Origin of the sequence: Bacillus sp. FSL R9-9530 (assembly GCF_038008145.1) — a bacterium.
In the GTDB taxonomy this organism is placed as follows: Bacteria; Bacillota; Bacilli; order Bacillales; family Bacillaceae_G; genus Bacillus_A; species Bacillus_A mycoides.
The window spans coordinates 1664403-1686630 of record NZ_JBBOYO010000001.1; the positions used below are offsets into that span (position 1 = coordinate 1664403).

Below are 22228 nucleotides of genomic sequence, written 5' to 3' on the forward strand. Positions count from 1 at the left end.
ATAAACTGTAGATACCTTCATTTACAAAGCCTTACCAAAAACTCAAGTATATATTTTCTCAACATTTTTCTGAAAATATCAAGAAAGTATATCTTGCAATTACCGATGCATGTCGTGTTTATAATTTAAGATTTAATAAGTATTTCGCATATAATATATCAATTTATGATATTCCAATATAATCCAAACAGATACTTTACTCATTTTTTTGCCTCTAGAAAATTCCACATGTTGTAATTCATAAAAAAGCACCCTATTAAATAGGGTGCTTTTTAGTAAACATAGTGTTAAAGAAGATTTATATACTTACGCTACACTGCGATACTCTTCTTCTTTTTCTTTTTTCTGCTTAGGCACTTGGATTAAAAGTGCGATAATAAATGATACGACACATAATACGCCGATCACCATGAAAGTTGGTTTGAATCCACCTAGAACTGCACCGATAAAGGAACCAGCGAGCGCTCCAAATCCAAATCCTTGATACACAATTCCGTAGTTCTTACTATGGTTTTTCATACCGTAGAAATCACCAACGATAGCTGGGAAAATAGTGATATTTCCACCAAAGCAAAACGCTACACTTGCTACACATACGAAGTAGATACCATAATTTAAATCTACGAAACTTAAAACCAAGACTGAAGCTGCCATAACAACAAATGTACCAGTAACGATTTTTAAACGGCCGATTTTATCTGATAACGGTCCTAAAATAATACGACCTAATGTATTGAAGATTGCAACCATAGCCACCGCATTAGCTGCTGTCGCTGCGCTAAGCCCTACAAGTTGAACACCAATGTCTTTTACCATACCAATTAAGTATAAGCCACTCATACATGATGTAAATAACATAATAAATAATAAGTATACTTGTTTTGTGCCTAACATTTCTTTCGTTGTATATTCCTGAGTTTTTGTTTCATGAACTGCTCCTTGATCTGCAGCTTGATGGATTAAACAAGCGCCAAGGACAATCATAGCTGTAACAATTAAACCCCAGTATATAAACGCTTGTGATACACCAACTGATTCAATTAACTGTGCGTTAATATATTTAAAAATTAAGCTACCCGAACCATATGCAGAGACAGAAATACCAGCAATTAAACCTTTACGCTTTGGAAACCACTTTATTAAATTGGATAATGAAGTGATATATGCTGTACCATCTGCATAACCTACAACAACCCCTGCTAGTACATAAAGCAATATTAATGAGGAAGCTTGTGAACTAAGTATTAATCCTAGTCCTAATGCTAGTCCAGCTATCATAATAAGTTTACGAAGTCCCCATTTTTCTTGCAATTTACTCGCAAACAAAGTTGAAAACGCTAAAGACAGGCTAGTAATTGAGAAAGTTATAGCAACAGCGTTAAGACTCCAACCGTATTTACTCACTAAGGGCTGATTGAATAAACTCCATGTATATATCGTACCAAGCCCCATTTGTACTATGACTGTTCCAAGGACAACAAGCCATGGATTAACCGATGATTTTTTCATACCATCTCTCCTCCTCTTTCTATTTCAATGCTATTCGCTAAATATGCTTTTTTTATTTTTATTTTCGCCACCTCATTCGACTTAACAACTTCATTGTATAGGATGTTTTCGTTTATGTAAGCACTTACAAGATGGAGCGTCAAAAATATGGAATCAGTTACAGAAAACGAAGGGTGAAATACAAAAAACTGCTTGTTAAATACGTAGCAGCTTTTATAATGTTTTGCATCAATACGACATACGGGGCTTTCACATCCTCTTTTACCAAAAAAATTATCGAATTATCCATGGCTGGACTTCAATATTTTGCTTATCCTATTCTTATTTAACTCTTCAACGTTTATAACATGTTGCGTCTGTATTTCTTGATACAAATCATTTAATAGTCTTGTAATCTGGCTTCTCATTACAATGCTTGTAATCAAAAATTCCATCTTTTATACATTTTAACTTCCATATATCTTGTTTTTTAACGAAACATACAGAATTACAACGTTATTTTACAATTTTATACATAAAAAAATAGAAAATATATAATTCATTTACATAATGTTGCACTTTAATTTTTACTAAACAACAAATATTTTATTGATAAATAAAACTAAACATTCACTAATATATCTATACGTGGTTTAATATATATAATAAACAAACATTTCTGACTTTTATAAGGAGGTACTATGAAAGCAAACGTAGGCGATACTATACTATTTCAACGAAATAACTTAAAGATCACAGCATCTGTACTAAAACTATACACTGAATCGGTCTTAGTTGAAGTCACAGATGTAAGCGGTGGTACTTTTGAATTTGACCGAACAATTGTAAATCATAAAAACTATAAAATTTTAAATGCAAATAAATAAAACAATACAATACAAAATAGCCCCTGCTTAACAGCGGAGGCTATTTTGTATAATAACAATTCATTAATTTACATATCCTAAAACACTAACAATCTTGCTTGCTTTTAAATTATTAATATAATAATAAATTTCTAACCCTCTTCTCTCAGCTCTTAGCACTTTACCTTTCATTTTTGATAAATGCTGTGAAACAGTCGATTGAGGAATATTTAATATTTCTGTTAATTGTGTTACATTACAAGTTTTGCGTGCACTTAATTCATTTACAATTTGTAATCGTATTGGATGCGCCATTATTTTTAAAATATCCACATCTTCTTCAGTTACTAAACTTTTTTTTATCTCGCTCGTATATGTTGTCATAAGACATTCCCCTTTTATATTGATTCCTTTTTATTTAGATCCATTTCTAAAGAAAACCGCAATCCCCAATATGCAAATAAGACCCTTATATAGAAATAACAGGATTTCATTTCATTAAAAACAGAAATGTTTTTTATTTTATTTATTTGGTACATATACATAATACAATTTTAATATGTGCTGTATGTGAAGTTAGCATAAATTTATGATGAAGATTCTTCATTCATTTATACATAAACTGATAGGACTTCTTCGTAGTTCATTTATTATTTCGATTGGCTTATTGTCTTTTATATAGATGCGAGGTATCCTTCTACTTAACATACAAGTAATCTCATAATTAATTGTACTTAATGTATCTGCAACGCAATCTACACTTATTGATTCCTCGCCTTGATTACCATAAAAGACCACCTCATCCCCAACATGTATTGGCATGATTTTTGTTACGTCCAACATTAACTGGTCCATACAAATACGTCCTATAATAGGAACTTTCACATCCTTTATTAATACAAACCCTTTATTCGAGAGTTGCCTGCTGACACCATCCGCATATCCAACCGGTATCGTCGCAATCCATTCTTCTCCTGTCGCTGTGTATGTTGCTCCATAGCTAACCCCATTTCCTTTTTTTACTTTTTTGATATGCGCAACTTTTGATTTAAATGTCAGGATAGGCTGTAACGAAATAGCTTCTTGATTGACATCTGCAGATGGATAGAGACCGTATAACGCGATTCCAAGGCGGACCATATTTCCTTTTGTTTCTCTCATATCAATTGTAGCAGCACTATTATTGGCATGAATCCATGGAATAACAATTTGTAACTCTTCTGCTTTGCTTACGGCTTTTTGGAATACCTCTTGTTGCATGAGAGTATATGCTTTATCCCTTTCATCTGCACAAGCGAAGTGCGTGTACATTCCTTCAACCTGAATATATTTTGTACACTTTAATGTTTGTAAAAACAATGTGACTTCATTAAGTTGTAAACCGATTCGGCTCATTCCAGTGTCAATTTTAATATGGATGTACGCATTCTTTTCCATTTGTGAAGCAACCTCTTCTATAGCATGCAAATCCTCAATTGTATATACTGTCATGCTTAAATCATACGTAATTGCATCTACTATCGCTTCATACGGTGTGTATCCAAAGATTAATATTGGTACAGTTATACCAGCTTCTCTAAGTTCAATTCCTTCATCTACAAACGCAACTGCCAAGTGACTTGTGCCTGCCTCTATTACCGCCTTCGCAATCGGAACTGCCCCGTGTCCATAGGCATTCGCTTTTACAACTGTCATAATCGCTGTACCAAATGGAATAGCTTGTTTGTACTGTTGGAAATTACGTTGCAGTGCATTTAAATCAACTTCAATAATAGTATGTCTACCATAGTTAACGTTCATAATTTATTTACCTCCTATATTAAGCTATCAAAAATGCTCTTCCTGAAGAGCCAAGTTCATGAATCCATAAAAGTCATTAGTATTCAAACGAAAATCCGTCGGTTATTATTTTTTTAGTATTCCTTCAGTTATTTTTACCTCGTAGCCTTCGGTGAGCTAAAATCGTTAAAAATCACATTCACTCTCACCCTCATATTTTTACATATCTTCACCTATCCAAAAAGGTACACACATTATGTATTTTTACAGTCTAGTGGTATGTTGGAGAGGTATAGAGATGCCTCTTTGTAATGAAATTACTTTTCGAAGTAATACTATATGAGTAATAAATATATCTACTGTATAAAAATATTCATAAGATGACGTCATATCCTACAACTATATGATTTAACAATTCATTTTTAAGGTAATTTTAATTTATATTAACAATTCAAGTATAGTAATATGTAGTTTGCGAATTGATAATTAGGAGGCTGTTGTAAAGTGAATTACAAAAAGGGTATTTTAGTTGGTCTTATATGTGTATTTGTATTTTCATTAAGTGGTTGTAATTTTATTGATGGGTTTAAAAGTGGATTTGCTTCTAAAACGGAAAAGGTAGAAAACCAGGAGAAAAAATAAATCCGTACAAAAAAGACGACATTTTATATGTCGTCTTTTTTGTTTCAACTTTAAAGTGAACTCTCATTATTACTTTATTGCATCAAAGCCCGTCAGTCATTCCTTAGTTCAAAACCAGTAAAAGCTTACACTGTTTTCCATAATGATAAAGCATAAATCCAGTTTGGATCCCCATTTCCTTGATAATTTTGGACAGCTTCATACACTTTCCCTTCGTGTACGACTCTATCTCCCTTTTTATATGCCTTCTTTGAATCCCACGCTTCGTATGAAACGCTTTCAGTTTTTGTAGTAACTGTGAATACATCGCTTTGTGCTGATTCATTTCCAGCCACATCAACAGCTTTCACCGTATATTTATATGTAGTATTAGCAAGCAAATTTTTGTCCATATGAGAAGTAGTGTTGGATATTCCAATTTTTTTCATTACGCCTGATATTTCTCTGTAGATATCGTAATGGTCTACACCGTCATTATCGTCAGACGGACTCCACATCAGATCAACGCTTGATGCTGTCGTTCCCATGCTGTGTAATCCTTTTGGCTGTGTAGGTGCTTCTGTATCAAGAGTCGCTACTGATGTTTTCACTTTAACTGCCGTACTTACCTTCGATACATTTCCAGCTGCGTCAATCGCTTTTACAGTATAAGAGTATTCAGTACTTGGTTGTAATTGTTTATCAATAAAATGAGTGCCTGGTACTGTGTCAATAATCTCTCCATTGCGTAGGACCTGATAACCTTTTACCCCTACATTATCCGTAGAAGCGTTCCATGCTAGTTCTACACTATTTGCTGTAACTTTTCTTGCCTCAAGCCCATTTGGATTACTTGGTGCTTCTGTGTCTGTTTTTTCATTATTGACTAGATTTACATCAATTACATTATAGAATGCATTTGCTGTATCAGCTACATCCCATACCGCTAAAATAACATGGTATCCACTACGATCAGTAGGTACGTTAATTTTGTGATTTAAATTGTTTGAAGCTGCAGAACCATCATGTTGTACAGTTCCAATTGGCTCAAAGTCAGCTCTTGTTAGCGGTTTATTTGGATTCCAATTCTTTTTCGTAATGTAGTAATGCCATTGGCTAGTTAAGTGAGGAGCTGTATATTTCCATGTAAACGTATTCTCTCCACCAGTTATCGTATTTTTAAACCAACGATCTGCTGTTTGTTGATCTAGAATACCACCAAAATTACCACCTGCGGAAGCTATTTGTCCATCAACTGGGCCACCTTGTGGAAATCCTTTTGGAGCTTCTAAACTTTGTGGTTCATACATAACACTTCCGCAGTTCATGTTCAGTACGCCATAAGTTGGGCTACATAAAGCAGAACGACTTCCAGGTTTTTCAACAAAACCGTGCGCATATGCATTTTGAGGAATGAGAGTCGTGCCTATGATTCCAGCCGTTAATGCTACGGCTCCTAAACTTTTCTTATTCATTTTCATGTTTTGTAAGTGTTTTAAAATTCGATTATTCATGTTCGTATCCCCTTCTTGTTATACCTTGTAGTGTGATGAGGGCTTTGATGCAAAAGAATAACAATAAAGACACTTGTTTTTGGGAGTGCGTAAGAAACTCACACTTAATAATGAACGAATGTTTCATTCATTATTATTAAATATTTAACTTTACGGATATATCATGACATATAAACTACTGAAACTTGTGCAGAAGTTGTGCAGAAGCGTTGAACTTAATACTAACACTGGCTAAACATTAAATTCACTTAGATGCTTATACAGACAACTTCTTCATTTTTAACACATGTTAGGCATTTGTATATACTATTGCAAAACACATTCTTATTGAGGGGGACTTTATATGCCAACACCGTCACAAGAACAAGTTGAAGAAGCTCGTGAAACGTATGTCAGTCGTATTATTTTAGTTGGTGGTTCAGCTTTATTTTTAACAGGTGGTGTTATATCTGCAATTTCAGCCTTTAAAAGTTATAATCGTTTGGCAAATACACCACCTTCTTCAAATGATTCATAATTGCATCATTCATTCCTTTAAATAATAAAGATGCCGCCTCTACTATAGAGACGGCTTTATATAAAAACATTATTAAATTCATTTGAACTTAATTGAAAAAACGTTATAACAATTTGGTACAATGTTCAAAGTAAGGATAGATACTTTCAATTTGACAAGCTTATTTCACCACAAACCTCGTCTGACTACACCCATCCTTCTGCTTCGTTACCTCTAATACGGCTGGCATTGCGTTTTTCAGTTCTTGAACGTGTGAAATTACACCGATAAAGCGACCTGATTTTTGCAAGTCGATTAGGGCGTCAACTGCTTTCGTTAATGACTCTTCATCTAATGAGCCGAATCCTTCATCGATAAACATCGTTTCGATGGAAATACCACCCTCATACGCTTGAATTACATCTGCCATTCCAAGTGCTAAGCAAAGTGATGCGTTAAATTTCTCACCGCCAGATAATGTTTTTACATCTCGGGTTTGACCTGTATATGCATCATATACATCTAATCCTAATCCACTTTGTCGATTCCTCTTTTCAACTCGTTCGCTTCGTTTTAAATAAAATTGTCCATTTGATAATTTACGTAGTCGTTCGTTCGCAATTTGAACAATTTGTTCTAAATACTCAATTAAGATGTAACGTTCAAAGGATATACGACTATCGTTATCCCCTTTCATTACTTCATATAAATCAACAAGTTCTTGGAATGCTTTTTCTTCCTCATGAATTTGTTCATCAATTCGTTTAATATTTTCATGTAAATCCGTAATATATGATACGGCGTTTTGAGCACGTTGTCGTTTTTCTTTAATAATATCAAGGCTAATTTCCAATTCTCTCACTTGCTCATCTAATGAAGAAATGTCCATATACTCTTTATCTTTTAAGTCTGCTTTTAATTCTTCAATTTGTTTTGTAAGTACTTCTAGAGATGAGTAATAACTTTGGATTTCTTGTTGTAACTTATCCATCTCAGCATCATTTAATTTGGATTCTTTATATGTTAATTGATCTGTAAATCCGCTTTGTTCTAGCTCTTTCATAAAGCGTGTGAAAGTCTCTTCTTTCTTATCTTTTGCACTATTAAATTGATTAGAAGCATTATCATGTTCTGCTTGAATACGTATATTTTCATTTTGCCAATGTTGATACGCCTCTTGTACTTTCTCCCATTCATCTTCCATTAACCTAAGTTCTTGCAGAGCTTGGTCAAACTGTACTTTCCAAGCTTGTACCGTTTGCAAGCTTTCCGGAATATTTTGCTTATCATGTTCATATGACGTACGAAGCTGCATACACTCCATTTCAGTACGGTGCTGCACAGTTTCTACTTCACGCTTTTGTTTCTGGAGTTCTTCTACTTTTTCTTCTACGCTTTTTATATTCACAGCAATTTGCTTACGCGTTTCTTCACTTGCTTTTAACGCATTAACTTCTGCTGCTAATTGCTTTCCTTTTTGAACGAGCGCACTATATGTTTCTACTAATTCTTCTGAGCGATAGCCTCGCTTTAGCACTTCTTCTATCACTTGTTCATATTGAACTCGATAGAAATTCCACTTTTCTTCTAATTGAACATGTAATTTTTCCGCAATAGTTTTCTTTTCTCTTAGCTCATTTAACTCTTTTTCATCAATTGCATTACTTTGCTCTGTAGCTTTTTTCGGGTGGTCCATACTACCACATACTGGACAAGATTCACCATCATGTAAATGAAGAGCTAATATACCAGCTTGTTCACTTAACCAGCGGCGTTCCATATTTTCATATGTACTAACTGCCTGTTGCATCTTATGAAACGCACTTTCTTTTTCTAGCTCGTATTTTTGTTTTTCTTGCCATACATCATATGCCTGCTTTAATACTTTTGCATCTTCTCGCATATTCGTTAGTTCTTCTACTTTAGCTACATATTGTTCAAGCGCTGCTTCTAATTGCTGTAATTCGCCAGACATTCTTTGTTTTTCATTTTTATGCGCTTCTAGTTGTTCCTCTAACTTTTGCATACCTTCTTTTAATTTTCCTATGTGAATTTCAGCATTTTGCAAATTTAACTTTTTCTCAGCTAATGATGCAATAATTGGCTGTAACTCTTCTAGTCTTTGAACTTGTTTTTTAGCATTTTCTCGCTCGGATGCCTTATTCTTTAATGCTTCATATTTCTCCTGAGCAAGTGCAAAACTGTTCATTATATGCTCTTTTTTTGCGATTATCTGTTTTAACAAACTTTCAGACTGCTGTTCATATTGCATCGCTTCCTCATACCATTGCTCAAATGGTAATAATCGCTTCGCCTGTTCCGCATGTTTAAAAGATTTTTCTTTCATTTCGATTACGGCACGGTTTTCTTGTAAAATACTGTACTTCTCATTCTTTTGTTCTAAATCTTTGAATTTCTCATTTACAGCTTTTGCTGCATGAAAACGTGCCTCTGCTTCTTTTAATTGTTTCGTTTTGTCATTTTGTTCTAAGTGTAATTGCTCAACCTCTGCATTGTACCAAATTGTTTCTTGTTCTAATGCCTCTACTACTTGATGTGTATTTACATGCTCTTGCTCCACTAATGTCTCTAATAATGCCCCATCACGTATTGGTAATTTAAATACATTACGGAAATATAGCTCACGTTCTTTTTGTTTTTCTTGTAAGACGTCTTTCCATTGTTTACGCTTTTGATCTAATATCTCACGCATTAATTTATAACGATCTGTTTTAAAAATGCGGCGTAGTATTTCTTCTTTATTTTCCGTTTCAGATGTTAATAATTTTCGGAACTCTCCTTGCGGTAACATGACAATTTGGCTAAATTGATGTTTACTTAATCCAATTAAATCTTCAACTTTTTTATTTACATCCGTTACATGAAAACGATCGACACATGGAACTTTCTCCTCATCAATTACTTCATATAATTCGACTGCATGTCCTGTAATTGTTTTATTTCCTTGTTTTTTATGGCCCAGTTGTCGTTTAATTTCATAACTTTTTCCTTTTAATTGAAAAGTTAATTCCACACTTGTATAAACATCATCATCAGCAAATTGGCTACGAAGCATGTTTGTATCACTGCGCTCTTCTCCACTAGCCTCTCCATATAATACATAACAAATCGCATCAAAAATCGTTGTCTTTCCAGCTCCTGTATTTCCAGAAATAGCGAATATACGATGCTCACCAAGATCTTTAAAATCGATTACTTCTTTCTGTTTATATGGACCAAACGCGGTCATTATAAGCTGAATCGGTCTCATCCTCGCTCACCTTCCCGTTCTTGCACTGTTTGCAAAACATCTAAAAATAGACGTTCTTTCTCTTCTGATAAATCTAGCCCTTTCATTTCTTTATAAAATGCTTTTAAAAGAGATAAATCATCCGTTTTATGTCTTGAAACAGTTACTTCATTTTCATCTGTGAACTCTCGTCTTTGAATAGATCTTTCAACATGCATTGCATTTGGGTATACAGAACGTATTTTTTCCATTGGCTGCAAGACAGGATTTTCATCTAATAATTTCACAAATACATAATCTTCACTCACTGGATGAAGCAATAAATCGTCTATTTTCGCTTCTACTGTACGCATTTTACGACGTGGTGTAAGTAAACGTTTTTCAATTGTTGTTTCACCTTTTTCATCCAGTTCCACAATATAATATCCTTTTTTATGCTTTTCTTCAGAAATAGAATATGCAAGTGGTGAACCTGAATAACGAATTGTCTCATTACGTACAAAATGCGCTTGATGTAAATGGCCAAGCGCCGTGTAATGAAACTTATCAAAATAATGGCTATTTACATATTCAGCACCACCAATTGAAAGTGGTCGTTCCGCATCACTCGTATTTTCCTCTGCCTCTCCTGAAGAAGTTACAAATGCATGTCCTACAAATATGTGTCTCGCTTCTTTATCCATCGTTTCAGAGAGTTCGTTCATAAAAATACGCATCGCATCATCATGAGAACGAACATCTTCATTTTTCAATATATGTCTAACAATACTTGGATCTGCATACGGAACGAGATGGAAATGAACCTCTCCGTATTCATCATTTAAAACAACAGGATTGTATGGAAACTGGAATTGTCCAACAATATGTAATCCTTGTTTTTTCATTAAATTACTACCAAAATGTATGCGGTCCGGACTATCGTGGTTTCCTGCAACTGCAATTATTGGTGTTTGTAAATCAATAACTATCTTTTGTAATACATCATTTAATAAGTCTACTGCTTCTGTAGGTGGAATTGCTCGGTCATATAAATCTCCTGCAATAATTACAGCATCCGGTTTTTCCTCTTCAACAGCTTGTACAAACTGATCTAACACAATTTTTTGATCTTCAGTCATATATACACCATGAACAAGCTTACCTAAATGCCAATCCGCTGTATGAAAAAACTTCATATTACCCTTCTCCTTTTAGTTTACTGATTGTAGTGAAACAAGCTGATAGTTTAGTGTAGTTTTTCCGTTCTCCCATTCTAACTTTTGGACAATTGCACTACCGATTCTTTCTTCGTTTGATTTATATAAAGGCAATATTTCTTGAATAGTAAATAGATGATAACCATCTAAAATTAATTGAAATAAATTATCTTCTATATGTAATCTTACTTCTTTTTCATTTGAAATAATTTTTGTATGCATCTCAAATTTCATGCTAGATACAACCCCTTTTTTCTAATCTCTACATTTTAATAGTATAGTGGTCATGCAAGATTGACAAGTAAATACACCGCGATGTACATACTTTTTTAATTATAAATATTTTATGTTTTTTTATATGAAATACGGTATGTGAAATTATTAATCTACAAAAATAAAAATGCCCTTTCAGGCATCCTTATTTTTGTAAGTACTCTTTCATAACGTAGTACAATACAGTTATTAAGACAATCGCTACAAAAAACGCAAATACGGCCACAACATACCCATCTTTATTTAATAAAAAGCATATGGAAATAGATATTATAAAAATCGGAAACACGAGACGTACCTTAGCCTTCACTTCTTCTGTCGTATCTGTATGATGAAAATACTGTGTAATTCCTACCATAAGAGATGACAAAATAATAACCGACAATAGTAAAGGTCCTGGCATTCCGATCTCTCCTTTCTCTATTTCTAATTATATACAAACCCCGCGCTCTTTAAAAGTTAGATAATTCAGCCTTTTAACTTTTTCTACATCCACTCTTTAATTTACGCCACGTATACTAACTCAATATAAGTTATACATATAATAGCGCCTTCAACACGACATTTTCAAATAATAGCACTTACAGTAATGTTGTAATATTCCTCTTCATTCTCTGAAATCCTGCAAATATAACTCGTCAAAATATGCGATAAATACTAACACTAAGCACCTAATTTAGACAAAAATTATAGAGGACATTTCAGCATGTATCAAGAAATAAGAATAGAAAGATAAGTAAGGGAGGATTTATAATGACTGAACACGTTTTATTTTCTGTTAGCGAAAACGGCGTTGCATCTATTACTTTAAACCGTCCAAAAGCACTTAATTCTTTATCCTATGACATGTTACAACCAATTGGGCAAAAACTTAAAGAATGGGAGCAAGATGAGCGTATTGAACTCATCGTTTTAAAAGGAGCTGGGACGAAAGGTTTTTGTGCAGGTGGTGATATTAAAACGCTATACGAAGCACGTTCTAACGAAGTTGCATTACAACATGCAGAGCAGTTTTTTGAAGAAGAATATGAAATTGATACATTTATTTATCAATACAAAAAACCAATTATCGCTTGTTTAGATGGAATTGTAATGGGCGGTGGTGTCGGTCTGACAAATGGAGCGACGTATCGAATTGTAACAGAGCGTACGAAGTGGGCAATGCCTGAAATGAACATCGGTTTCTTCCCGGATGTCGGTGCTGCTTATTTCTTAAATAAAGCGCCTGGATATACTGGTCGATATGTTGCTTTAACGGCATCTATTTTAAAAGCTCCTGATGTATTATATATTAACGCTGCTGATTACTTTATGACATCAGATTCATTACCAAATTTCCTTACCGCACTTGAAAATGTAAATTGGAAAAAAGAAGATGTACATACTCATTTAAAAGAAGTTATTCGTACATTTGCAACTGCTCCAAACTTAGATGGCAATCTTTCTTCCTCAGTAGAAGAAATTAATTCGCATTTTGCATTCGATACAATTGAGGGAATCATTCAATCGTTAGAGAAAGATCAAAGTCCATTTGCCCAAACAACGAAAGAAAAGCTATTATCCAAATCCCCTGTTTCATTAAAGGTAACATTAAAACAGTTTATTGATGGCCAAGAAAAGTCAGTTGAAGAATGTTTCGCGACAGATCTTATACTCGCTAAAAACTTCATGCGACATGAAGATTTCTTTGAAGGAGTACGCTCCGTTGTAGTTGATAAAGACCAAAATCCAAATTATAAATATAAACAATTAAGTGATGTTTCAGAAGAAGATGTAAATCGATTCTTTAACTTACTTAACGCTTAAACAAAGAGGCCATATATTGTAGCACACTCTCAGCTACTCTATATGGCCTCTTCTTTTTAGTTAAATAATTTTAAATATAATTTAATTTTATTTAACTAAAATGTATGTTAAACTAACGTTAATCGAATTTTCTAAAAACAAAAAAGGAAGGCGGATAACATTATGGAAAATTTTTTTCTGTTTATTATTATGTCTATATGTCTTATTATTCTACCCGGTCCTGATACAGCAATGGCTACGAAAAACACATTGATTGCCGGCAAAATCGGCGGCGTAAAAACTGTTTTTGGTACTTGTGTTGCGCTTTTAATTCACACTTTAGCTGCTGTAATTGGTCTTTCAGCACTTATTGTAAAGTCTGCTCTTTTATTTTCTATTTTTAAATATGTTGGTGCTGTATATTTAGTCTATATTGGTATTAAAGCCCTTTTAGCAGTAAGAAACACAGAAGACTTAAATACAAATGACGTTCCAATAAATAATGACAATAAACATACTTCTTGCTTTCGCCAAGGGTTTCTTACAAATTTACTAAACCCTAAGATTGCAGTCTTCTTTTTAACTTTTTTACCACAGTTTTTAAATCCAAATCATAATACATTTATACAACTTCTCGTTATGGGACTTACTTATCTCATTTTAACCGTCATTTGGTTTGCTTTTTATATATTTTTAATTGATAAAATTAGTGCTTTTATGAAAAAACCGAAGACACAGCGTTATATTCAAGGGATTACAGGAATCGTCTTAATTGGGTTTGGTATTAAATTAGCCTTTGAAAGAAATAGTTAACACAATACAAACGAAAATACACTACTCCATTATGAGTAGTGTATTTTCGTTTGTATTATTTTTATAATGAGTGGGAATGCACCCCACTCATTATCATTTCACTTTATTAAAACCAGCGCTCAGTTACAACTTTTTTACGTGTATAAAATTGAACGCCATCCGTACCATTTGTACCAAGATCTCCAAAGAATGAAGCTTTGTTTCCTGCAAATGCGAAGAATGCCATTGGTGCTGGAACATTAACGTTTACACCAATCATACCAGCATCAATATTGTCTCGGAATGTTTGTGCATGTTTTCCATTTGATGTATAAATAACAGCACCATTCGCAAATTTCGATTGATTTGTCAGCTTAATACCTTCTTCTAAATCTTTTACTCTTACAATACTTAATACCGGAGCGAAAATTTCATCTTGCCAAATTTTCATTTCTTGATTTACACCATCAAAGATTGTTGCACCAACAAAATAACCTTCTCCAACTTCTTCATTGATTTTACGGCCATCTACTAGTAAAGTTGCTCCATCTGCTACACCACTATTAATATAGCCTAAAACACGTTCTTTATGAGATTCACGGATTAATGGTCCAACATAATTCTCTTCGTTGAAACCGTCACCTACTTTTAACTTCTTCGTTTCCGCTACTAATACAGCAATGAATTCATCAGCAATTTCATCAACTACTGCTACTACTGAACATGCCATGCAGCGCTCTCCACTACTTGCGAACGCAGACCCAATTACACCTTGTACTGTTTTCTCAAGGTTGCAATCTGGCATAACAACCGCATGGTTTTTCGCACCTGCTAACGCTTGTACACGTTTACCATTTTTTGTACCAGTTTCATATACGTAGCGTGCCACTGGCTCAGAGCCAACAAACGAAACTGCTTGAATATCTTTATTTTCTAAAATACTATTTACAACATCTTTTCCGCCTTGTACTAAATTTAATACCCCTTTTGGAAAACCAGCTTCATAGAATAACTCTACAAGTCGCTCAGCTAAAAGTGGCGTTCTTTCAGATGTTTTTAATACGAATGTATTACCGCAAGCAATTGCAAGTGGGAACATCCATAATGGAATCATCATCGGGAAGTTAAACGGTGTAATACCAGCAACAACTCCGATTGGGTAGCGCCAAATCGATCCATCAATTCCACTAGCAATATTCGGAAGGGCTTGTCCCATCATTAAATTTGGTGCTGATGTTGCAAGTTCTACCGCTTCAATACCACGCTGTACTTCACCAGTTGCATCCGTTAGCGTTTTACCGTTTTCTAGCGTAATGATTTTTGCAAGCTCTTCTTTATTTTCTTGTAACAGTTGTAGATATTTGTATAGTTGTCTTGAACGATTTGGAACTGGCACTTTAGACCATGTTTTGTATGCCGCTTTTGCCGCTTCAACAGCTTTTTCAACATCTTCTTTTGGAGAAAGTGGAACGTAAGCGATGATTTTTCCGGTTGCCGGGTTCGGAACCGCTTCTACTTCCGTACCAGTAGATTCTACCCATTCGCCATTAATATGATTTTTCACTCGTTTAATTTCAGTTGTAATCATTATATTCTCTCCTTTTTTATCATGGTTTTTATAAGTGCACTATTTTTGATTAGAAATTAATTGTTCGCTAACTTTCTTATATAAAGCAGCCATATCGTTTTCACCATATCCTGCCTCACTCGCTTCTTCATATACGTTTAATAGCATCTCACTTACTGGTAAGTGAAGTTCGCTTTCTTTCGCTAAATCTACCGCAAATCCTAAATCTTTCTTTAATAAATTCACAGTAAAGCCTGGCTCATAATTTTCTGATGCAATGAAACTTTTATAATTACGCTCATAAATTCTACTTTGACCGTAACTTACATTTAAAATATCAAACATTTTATCTAAATCCATATTGTTCTTTTTCGCTAATGTTAAAGCTTCACTCACACCAGCTGTATAAAAACCAATTAATAGATTATTAATTAATTTAACAGTTGTACCACTATCAATCTGCTCACTAACATGGAAAACATTCGCTCCAAGCACTTCCATGACAGATTCAGTTTTCTCATACACTTCTTTCGATCCACCAACCATAAACGTTAATGTACGGTTTTCTGCACCAATTACCCCACCGCTAACAGGTGCTGCTAAAAAGTCTACTTTCTTTTCCTTCGCCGATTCCTCTAATTGTTTGTTTAATTGTGGAGATACTGTACTTGTATCAATTAAAGCTACATTCGAGTGGCTATTTTCAAATAATCCTTCTTCCCCAAAATATACCGCTTCAACAGCACGAGGTGATGGTAAGCTTGTAAAAATCACATCGCATGTCTCTGCTAGTTTTGAGATTGATAGGCCGATAATTCCTCCTTCTTTTTCAAAGGAAGCTTCCGCCTCTTTATTCAAGTCCACTCCATATACTGTGTAGCTAGATTTAACTAAATTTTTAGACATTGGAAGACCCATGTTACCTAAACCGATAAAACCAATCTTTTTCATATCGCTTTCCTCCTATTTACACAATATATTTCCCGCGATTTATAATAACTTTCGCAATATCTCTCTTTTTCGTAAATAAGTTTGAGTATAAAGGCACTAATAATTGACGGATTTCAGCTAATATTTCTTGTCTATTTTGTTCTTCTGTGACAGCTGCTGAAAGAATGGAAATCGCGGATTCTTCTACTTTACGATATCCTTCTTCACAAATAACATCTGTTATCATTTGTTTCGTACGCTCTTTTTCCTCACCATTTTTACTAACTGCTTTCCTCGTACGTAAAAATGCTGATTCCATGACGTACACGTCCGTCAACATATTTGATAATACGCGTGAATATTCTTGCTCTTGCTCAATTTTTAAACCTGGAGTTTTAGAGAGCGTTTTCAAAGATTGTTTCAACAATTTTTTCGCTAATAAAATGTAACGATGGTTTCTTTCTACATTTGCCACATCAATTTCTACTTCAGCATCTTCTATTTGCTCGATTTGCTTCATTAACATTTTTGCAACTGTTAATCTATTAATTTCATTCGTTCCTTCAAAAATACGACTAATCCTAGCATCACGATATAATCGTTCTACTTCGTATTCTTGCATATAACCGTAACCACCATGAATTTGTACAGCTTCATCTACGATATAAGCAAGTGTTTCAGAAGCGTTTACTTTATTCAGTGCACATTCAATTGCAAATTGGGACATTTTTTTCATAAGATCTTCATCACTCTCATGAATTGCTTCATCAATTACACCCGCTGTACGGTAAGCTGCACTTTCTGCTCCATATGTAGAAATAATCATATTGGCAATTTTCTCTTGAATCATCGTAAAATCTACTAATTCCGTTTGGAACTGTTTTCGCTCTTTTCCATATTGAACCGATAAACCAATTGCTTGTTTTGCTGTTCCAATATTTCCAAAAGCCAGTTTTAGTCTAGCAAAGTTAAGGATATTAAGAGCTACGTGATGCCCTTTCCCAACTTCCCCTAAAACATTTTCAGCAGGGATGACAACATCTTCTAAAATAAGCGTCGCTGTTGAAGAACCTTTAATCCCCATTTTCTTTTCTTCTAGTCCAATGGATACACCTTCACATGTTCTTTCGACAATAAACGCTGTCATTCCTTTATTTGTCTTCGCAAAAACAACGTATACATCTGCCATATGAGCATTTGTAATCCACTGCTTCTCACCATTTAACTTCCAAGCAGTTCCATCTTCATTCAATACTGCACTCGTTTTTGCACTTAATGCATCAGAACCAGCATTTGGCTCAGTTAAAGCATAAGCCCCAATCCATTCTCCAGACGCAATTTTCGGCAAATATTTTTCTTTCTGTTCTTTCGTTCCATAATATATGTAAGGCAACGTACCTACACCGGCGTGTATATTAAAAGAAACGCTAAATGCACCAGCGTAACCCATTTTCTCTGCTACAAGACCTGAGACAGCCTTTCCTAACTCGAATCCGCCATAATCTTCTGGTACCTCAATGCCTAATAATCCAAGTTCCCCAGCTTTCTCAAATAATTGACGAGAAACTTTATAGTTATGTTGTTCAATATTCTCAATTTGCGGGACAATTTCTTGTTTAACGAATTGTTCTGTCGTTTTTGCAATTAAATCTTCATCCCCTGAAAAATCTTCTGGTGTAAAGAAAGTATTATTCACATCTTTATTGAGTGAAAAAAATTCATCCCATGGTAACTTCGTTTTCTCCATCTGAATCCCCCTATCATTTCGGCCTTCGTTGATTTTTGCATATGCTCGTCTACGATGAGTGGAATATCTTATTATTGAAAACAGAAGGCGATGATTTTTCACATCAAGCAGTTCGTTTTGCCAAAGATGTATTTTCATCGCCTAAATCCTTCTACCTATTGATCTTCAGATAATACTGTTTTTGCAATTCCAGTATCTAACTCTTCAAAGTCATGATATGAAATTGTTTCATATAATTCACTTCTCGTTTGCATATTAGAAAGTGCATCTTTTTGAGAACCCGTTTCCTTAATTAGCGTAAACACATTCTCATATGCTTTTGCAGCAACACGAAGTGAAGTTACAGGATAAATTACCATTTGGAAGCCCATATTCGCAAATTCCTCTGCACTATAATATGGTGTTTTTCCGAACTCAGTCATATTTGCTAGTAAAGGTGCATTCACTTTGCTAGTAAATAAACGGAATTCTTCTTCCGATTGAAGCGCTTCTGGGAATATTGCATCTGCCCCTGCTTTTACATATGCATTCGCTCTTTCAATCGCTGCATCTAATCCTTCCACGCCGCGAGCATCTGTGCGTGCTACAATATATAAACTTGGCGCAACTTCTTTAATCGCTTTAATTTTTTGAACTAATTCTTCTGTAGTAACAAGTTTCTTACCATTTAAATGTCCACATTTCTTTGGTAATTGTTGATCTTCAATCTGAACAGCCGCAACTTTCGCTTCCACCATTTCTACAGCTGTCCTCGCTACGTTTAGTACTCCACCAAATCCTGTATCAATATCAACAAGAACTGGTAAATCTGTAGCTCTAACTAGATCCCTTGCTCTCTCTGCTACTTCAGTAGACGTCACGATTCCTAAATCTGGTAGTCCTTTACTTGCAGTGTAAGCAGCTCCCGATAAATATAGAGCTGAAAAACCTGTGTTTTTCGCAACAAGAGCCGCCATTGCATCATGAGCACCTGGAATTTGCAAAATTTCATTTGCTTCTACTAAAGCTCGGAAGCGATTCGCAAGCTCCTCTTGTGTTGACTGTTTATTCACAACCCAAGCCATTCTAAATTCCCCCTATTATTAAATTAAGAATAGATCTACAAATTCGTTTACATTCATATTTTCTAGTTTTTCTTCATTTAGACAAGCTTCATGGATTTTTTCTTGTTGCTTACTAGAATAATGACCTGCCATATTTGCAGTGAATTTTCGAACAACTTTTGGAATTGCTTCGTCTCTACGGAAACGGTGGCCAAGTGGGTATTCACATTCCACATTTTCTGTTACAGTACCATCTTTAAAATGAACTTGAACAGCGTTGGCGATTGAGCGCTTGTTCGGGTCAAGGTAATCTAAACTGTACTGTTTGTTTTCAACAACAACCATCTTATTACGTAATTCATCTACACGTGGATCATTCGCTACTACATCCTCATAATCATCCGCAACGATATCTCCTTTTAATAAACCTATTGCCGTAATGTATTGTAGGCAGTGATCGCGATCAGCTGGGTTATTTAATGGACCTTCTTTATCGATAATACGAATTGCTGACTCATGAGTTGTAATTGTAATACGATCAATTTCATCTAATCTTTCTTTAAGTTCCGGATGTAATTTCACTGCACATTCTGCAGCTGTTTGTGCATGGAATTCTGCTGGGAATGACACCTTGAATAATACATTTTCCATTACATAAGATTCTAGCGGTCTTGCTAATTTTAATTCTTGCTTGTTAAATAACACATCTTGGAATCCCCATCCTGGTGCAGATAATGCCGTTGGGTAACCCATTTCACCTTTTAATGCAGTCATTGCAAGATGAACACCGCGGCTCGTCGCATCACCTGCTGCCCATGATTTACGTGAACCTGTATTTGGAGCATGACGATATGTACGAAGACTAGAATTATCAATCCACGCATGTGATAATGCATTAAAGATTTCCTCACGCGTTCCGCCAAGCATTTTTGCAACTACTGCAGTCGTCGCTACTTTTACATATAATACGTGATCAAGACCAACACGGTTTAAACTGTTTTCTAAAGCAAGTACACCTTGAATTTCATGTGCTTTAATCATCATTTCTAGTACTTCACGTACTTTTAATGGTTCTTTTCCTTCTGAAATACGAACGCGGCTAATATAATCTGCAACTGCTAAAATTCCGCCTAAGTTATCAGATGGATGTCCCCACTCTGCTGCAAGCCAAGTATCGTTATAGTCTAACCAACGGATCATACATCCGATATTAAATGCGCCTTTTACTGGATCTAGCACATAAGATGTTCCTGGTACACGTGTACCATTTGGCACGATTGTTCCTGGTACAACTGGTCCTAATAATTTCGTACACTCTGGGTATTGTAGTGCTAAAATTCCACATCCAAGTGTATCAAGTAATACGTAGCGAGCCGTACTGAATGCCTCTGCACTTGTAACCTCTTTATTTAATACATAGTCCGTAATTTCTTCTAATAATGCATCTTTTTGTTTAATTTCATTTGTTTTAATCATGCTATTCTTCCCTTTCTGTCGAAAATTCGTTATTATTAATGATGGGTGTCGGTCAAACACCCATCTGGCGGGCGGCGCTAACAACTCCCCAGTTGTTTTTATTTACTAAATGCATGTCGCTCGCCAATATAATTTACACGTGGACGGAACAAACGATTGTTCGCATGTTGCTCAATTACGTGTGCACATAGCCCTACTGTTCTAGAACTAAAGAAGATTGGTGTGTAAAGTTGAATTGGAATACCAAGCATCCAATATACTGGAGCAGCATAATAATCAAGATTCGGATAAATTCCTTTTTCCTTCTCCATAATTTTTTCTCCAGCTTCACACATTTCATATAGTGTATAATCGCCTTTCACATCACATAACTGCTTTAATGCTTCCTTCATCATAAGTGCTCTTGGATCCATCTTTTTCATATAAACACGGTGTCCAAAGCCCATAATTTTTTCTTTGTTATATAGTTTCTTCTGTAATAACTCTTCAAATTTCTCAACATTACCAGCTTCTAAAAGCATGTACATAACCGCTTCATTCGCACCGCCATGAAGACTTCCTTTTAAGGATGCAACTGCTCCTGTTAAAGCGCCGTATAAGTCGGATTGCGTTGATGCAATAACGCGTGCTGTAAATGTAGAGTTTGGCATTTCATGTTCACTATATAAAACAAGGGAACGATCAAAGATTTTCTCTTCAAGTTCAGTTGGTTTCTTTCCAGTTAACATATAGAAGAAATTCGCACTATATGACAATTCTTGAAGAGGCTCAATTGGTTCCTCATTATTTAAAATATGGTAGCTATTCGCTACAATATTTGGCACTTTACTTAAAAGCTTGTATCCTCGACTTTTATTCACTTCTAACGAGCGGTTTTCGATATCACTATCGTAACCAGCTAATGCAGACACACCTGTACGTAGCCCATCCATAGGATGCGTTTCCTTAGGCAATGCCTTTAGAACATTGAATACACCTTCTGGCACTGCATATTCTTCTTTTAATTTCTTTTCAATTGTTGCTTTCTCATCCTCATTCGGTAAACGTTCTTCTAATAAAAGGTGCACAATGTCTAAATACTCTTTTGTTTTTGAGAGTTCGATTAAATCATACCCTTGAATTACAATTTCACCTTTTACTGTGTCAAGAAACGAAATTTTCGTTTCCGCTGCTACTACACCATCTAATCCCGGGGAAAATTTTTCTTCAGCTTTCATCATTATTTCCTCCAATCCTAATAGATCTTCGTGCACATAACTGTAAGCCTTTACAATAATATGAAACTACATTTCTATTTCAATGTATCAGAGTTTTTAGAAGATTTCAATTTATTTTATAATGATAAGTTTCCTATACTTTTACCGATGTAATAATACAATTTTTCAAAAATAACTTTCATCTTTTA

General features: G+C 34.8%; 19 protein-coding genes. 5 read left to right on the forward strand and 14 right to left on the reverse strand.

Going from position 1 to position 22228, the window contains the following annotated elements; all coding sequences use genetic code 11:
* Nucleotides 1–306: 306 nt before the first annotated feature.
* Nucleotides 307–1509: an L-lactate MFS transporter gene (locus tag MKX66_RS08250; RefSeq protein WP_063219575.1), complete on the reverse strand. Its 1203-nt coding sequence runs from the start codon at nt 1507–1509 to the stop codon at nt 307–309.
* Between the two features lie 680 nt (nt 1510–2189).
* Between MKX66_RS08250 and MKX66_RS08255 the strand changes: the two genes are divergently transcribed.
* Nucleotides 2190–2375 (forward strand): YkvS family protein, encoded by a 186-nt coding sequence (locus MKX66_RS08255; protein WP_002012762.1) that lies wholly within the window; start codon nt 2190–2192, stop codon nt 2373–2375.
* Between the two features lie 63 nt (nt 2376–2438).
* On the opposite strand, the gene MKX66_RS08260 is transcribed toward MKX66_RS08255, so the two are convergent.
* Together MKX66_RS08260 and alr are read right to left on the reverse strand one after the other, a co-directional pair.
* Nucleotides 2439–2738: an ArsR/SmtB family transcription factor gene (locus MKX66_RS08260; RefSeq protein WP_002012759.1), complete on the reverse strand. Its 300-nt coding sequence runs from the start codon at nt 2736–2738 to the stop codon at nt 2439–2441.
* 219 nt (nt 2739–2957) lie between these two features.
* Nucleotides 2958–4154: an alanine racemase gene (gene alr / locus MKX66_RS08265; RefSeq protein ID WP_012260906.1), complete on the reverse strand. Its 1197-nt coding sequence runs from the start codon at nt 4152–4154 to the stop codon at nt 2958–2960.
* A 483-nt stretch (nt 4155–4637) separates the two neighbouring features.
* Here alr and MKX66_RS08270 point away from each other — a divergent pair, with 483 nt between their 5' ends.
* Nucleotides 4638–4775, forward strand: coding sequence for a hypothetical protein (locus tag MKX66_RS08270; protein ID WP_162836435.1), 138 nt, complete (start codon nt 4638–4640; stop codon nt 4773–4775).
* A gap of 125 nt (nt 4776–4900) precedes the next feature.
* Here the strand turns inward: MKX66_RS08270 and MKX66_RS08275 are convergent, their stop codons facing one another.
* A complete protein-coding gene (locus MKX66_RS08275; protein ID WP_341085912.1) occupies nt 4901–6268 on the reverse strand; it encodes a lytic polysaccharide monooxygenase in 1368 nt (455 codons plus the stop codon).
* Between the two features lie 343 nt (nt 6269–6611).
* On the opposite strand from MKX66_RS08275, the gene MKX66_RS08280 reads away from it, so the two are divergent.
* A complete protein-coding gene (locus MKX66_RS08280) occupies nt 6612–6785 on the forward strand; it encodes a hypothetical protein (RefSeq protein ID WP_002157923.1) in 174 nt (57 codons plus the stop codon).
* A gap of 160 nt (nt 6786–6945) precedes the next feature.
* On the opposite strand, the gene MKX66_RS08285 is transcribed toward MKX66_RS08280, so the two are convergent.
* The 4 genes from MKX66_RS08285 to MKX66_RS08300 all read right to left on the reverse strand — a co-directional run bounded on the left by MKX66_RS08285 (nt 6946) and on the right by MKX66_RS08300 (nt 11886).
* Nucleotides 6946–10035 carry an SMC family ATPase gene (locus MKX66_RS08285; protein WP_341085913.1) on the reverse strand — a complete coding sequence of 1030 codons (3090 nt, stop codon included), beginning with the start codon at nt 10033–10035 and terminating at the stop codon, nt 6946–6948.
* The gene (locus tag MKX66_RS08290) at nt 10032–11189 is read right to left on the reverse strand and encodes an exonuclease SbcCD subunit D (RefSeq protein ID WP_002012752.1); all 1158 of its coding nucleotides are present in this window, start codon (nt 11187–11189) and stop codon (nt 10032–10034) included. Before MKX66_RS08290 ends, MKX66_RS08285 begins: the two co-directional genes overlap by 4 nt.
* Before the next feature lie 15 nt (nt 11190–11204).
* Nucleotides 11205–11444 (reverse strand): DUF2584 family protein, encoded by a 240-nt coding sequence (locus MKX66_RS08295; RefSeq protein ID WP_002085739.1) that lies wholly within the window; start codon nt 11442–11444, stop codon nt 11205–11207.
* Between the two features lie 184 nt (nt 11445–11628).
* Nucleotides 11629–11886: a hypothetical protein gene (locus tag MKX66_RS08300; RefSeq protein ID WP_002012747.1), complete on the reverse strand. Its 258-nt coding sequence runs from the start codon at nt 11884–11886 to the stop codon at nt 11629–11631.
* A gap of 350 nt (nt 11887–12236) precedes the next feature.
* Here MKX66_RS08300 and MKX66_RS08305 point away from each other — a divergent pair, with 350 nt between their 5' ends.
* On the forward strand, nt 12237–13289 hold the full coding sequence (locus tag MKX66_RS08305) for an enoyl-CoA hydratase/isomerase family protein (protein WP_002065275.1): 1053 nt from the start codon (nt 12237–12239) through the stop codon (nt 13287–13289).
* A 159-nt stretch (nt 13290–13448) separates the two neighbouring features.
* Nucleotides 13449–14081 (forward strand): LysE family translocator, encoded by a 633-nt coding sequence (locus MKX66_RS08310; protein WP_085960726.1) that lies wholly within the window; start codon nt 13449–13451, stop codon nt 14079–14081.
* A gap of 106 nt (nt 14082–14187) precedes the next feature.
* Here the strand turns inward: MKX66_RS08310 and MKX66_RS08315 are convergent, their stop codons facing one another.
* The 6 genes from MKX66_RS08315 to mmgD all read right to left on the reverse strand — a co-directional run bounded on the left by MKX66_RS08315 (nt 14188) and on the right by mmgD (nt 22043).
* Nucleotides 14188–15648, reverse strand: a complete 1461-nt coding sequence (locus MKX66_RS08315; protein ID WP_341085914.1) for a CoA-acylating methylmalonate-semialdehyde dehydrogenase — start codon at nt 15646–15648, stop codon at nt 14188–14190.
* A gap of 39 nt (nt 15649–15687) precedes the next feature.
* Nucleotides 15688–16578, reverse strand: coding sequence for an NAD(P)-dependent oxidoreductase (locus MKX66_RS08320; RefSeq protein ID WP_002031851.1), 891 nt, complete (start codon nt 16576–16578; stop codon nt 15688–15690).
* 16 nt (nt 16579–16594) lie between these two features.
* Nucleotides 16595–18304: an acyl-CoA dehydrogenase family protein gene (locus tag MKX66_RS08325; RefSeq protein ID WP_033709052.1), complete on the reverse strand. Its 1710-nt coding sequence runs from the start codon at nt 18302–18304 to the stop codon at nt 16595–16597.
* A gap of 155 nt (nt 18305–18459) precedes the next feature.
* Nucleotides 18460–19368: a methylisocitrate lyase gene (gene prpB / locus MKX66_RS08330; protein ID WP_002031847.1), complete on the reverse strand. Its 909-nt coding sequence runs from the start codon at nt 19366–19368 to the stop codon at nt 18460–18462.
* A gap of 18 nt (nt 19369–19386) precedes the next feature.
* Nucleotides 19387–20823, reverse strand: coding sequence for a 2-methylcitrate dehydratase (gene prpD / locus MKX66_RS08335; RefSeq protein ID WP_002085755.1), 1437 nt, complete (start codon nt 20821–20823; stop codon nt 19387–19389).
* Between the two features lie 98 nt (nt 20824–20921).
* On the reverse strand, nt 20922–22043 hold the full coding sequence (gene mmgD / locus MKX66_RS08340; RefSeq protein WP_002127276.1) for a citrate synthase: 1122 nt from the start codon (nt 22041–22043) through the stop codon (nt 20922–20924).
* Nucleotides 22044–22228: the final 185 nt, after the last annotated feature.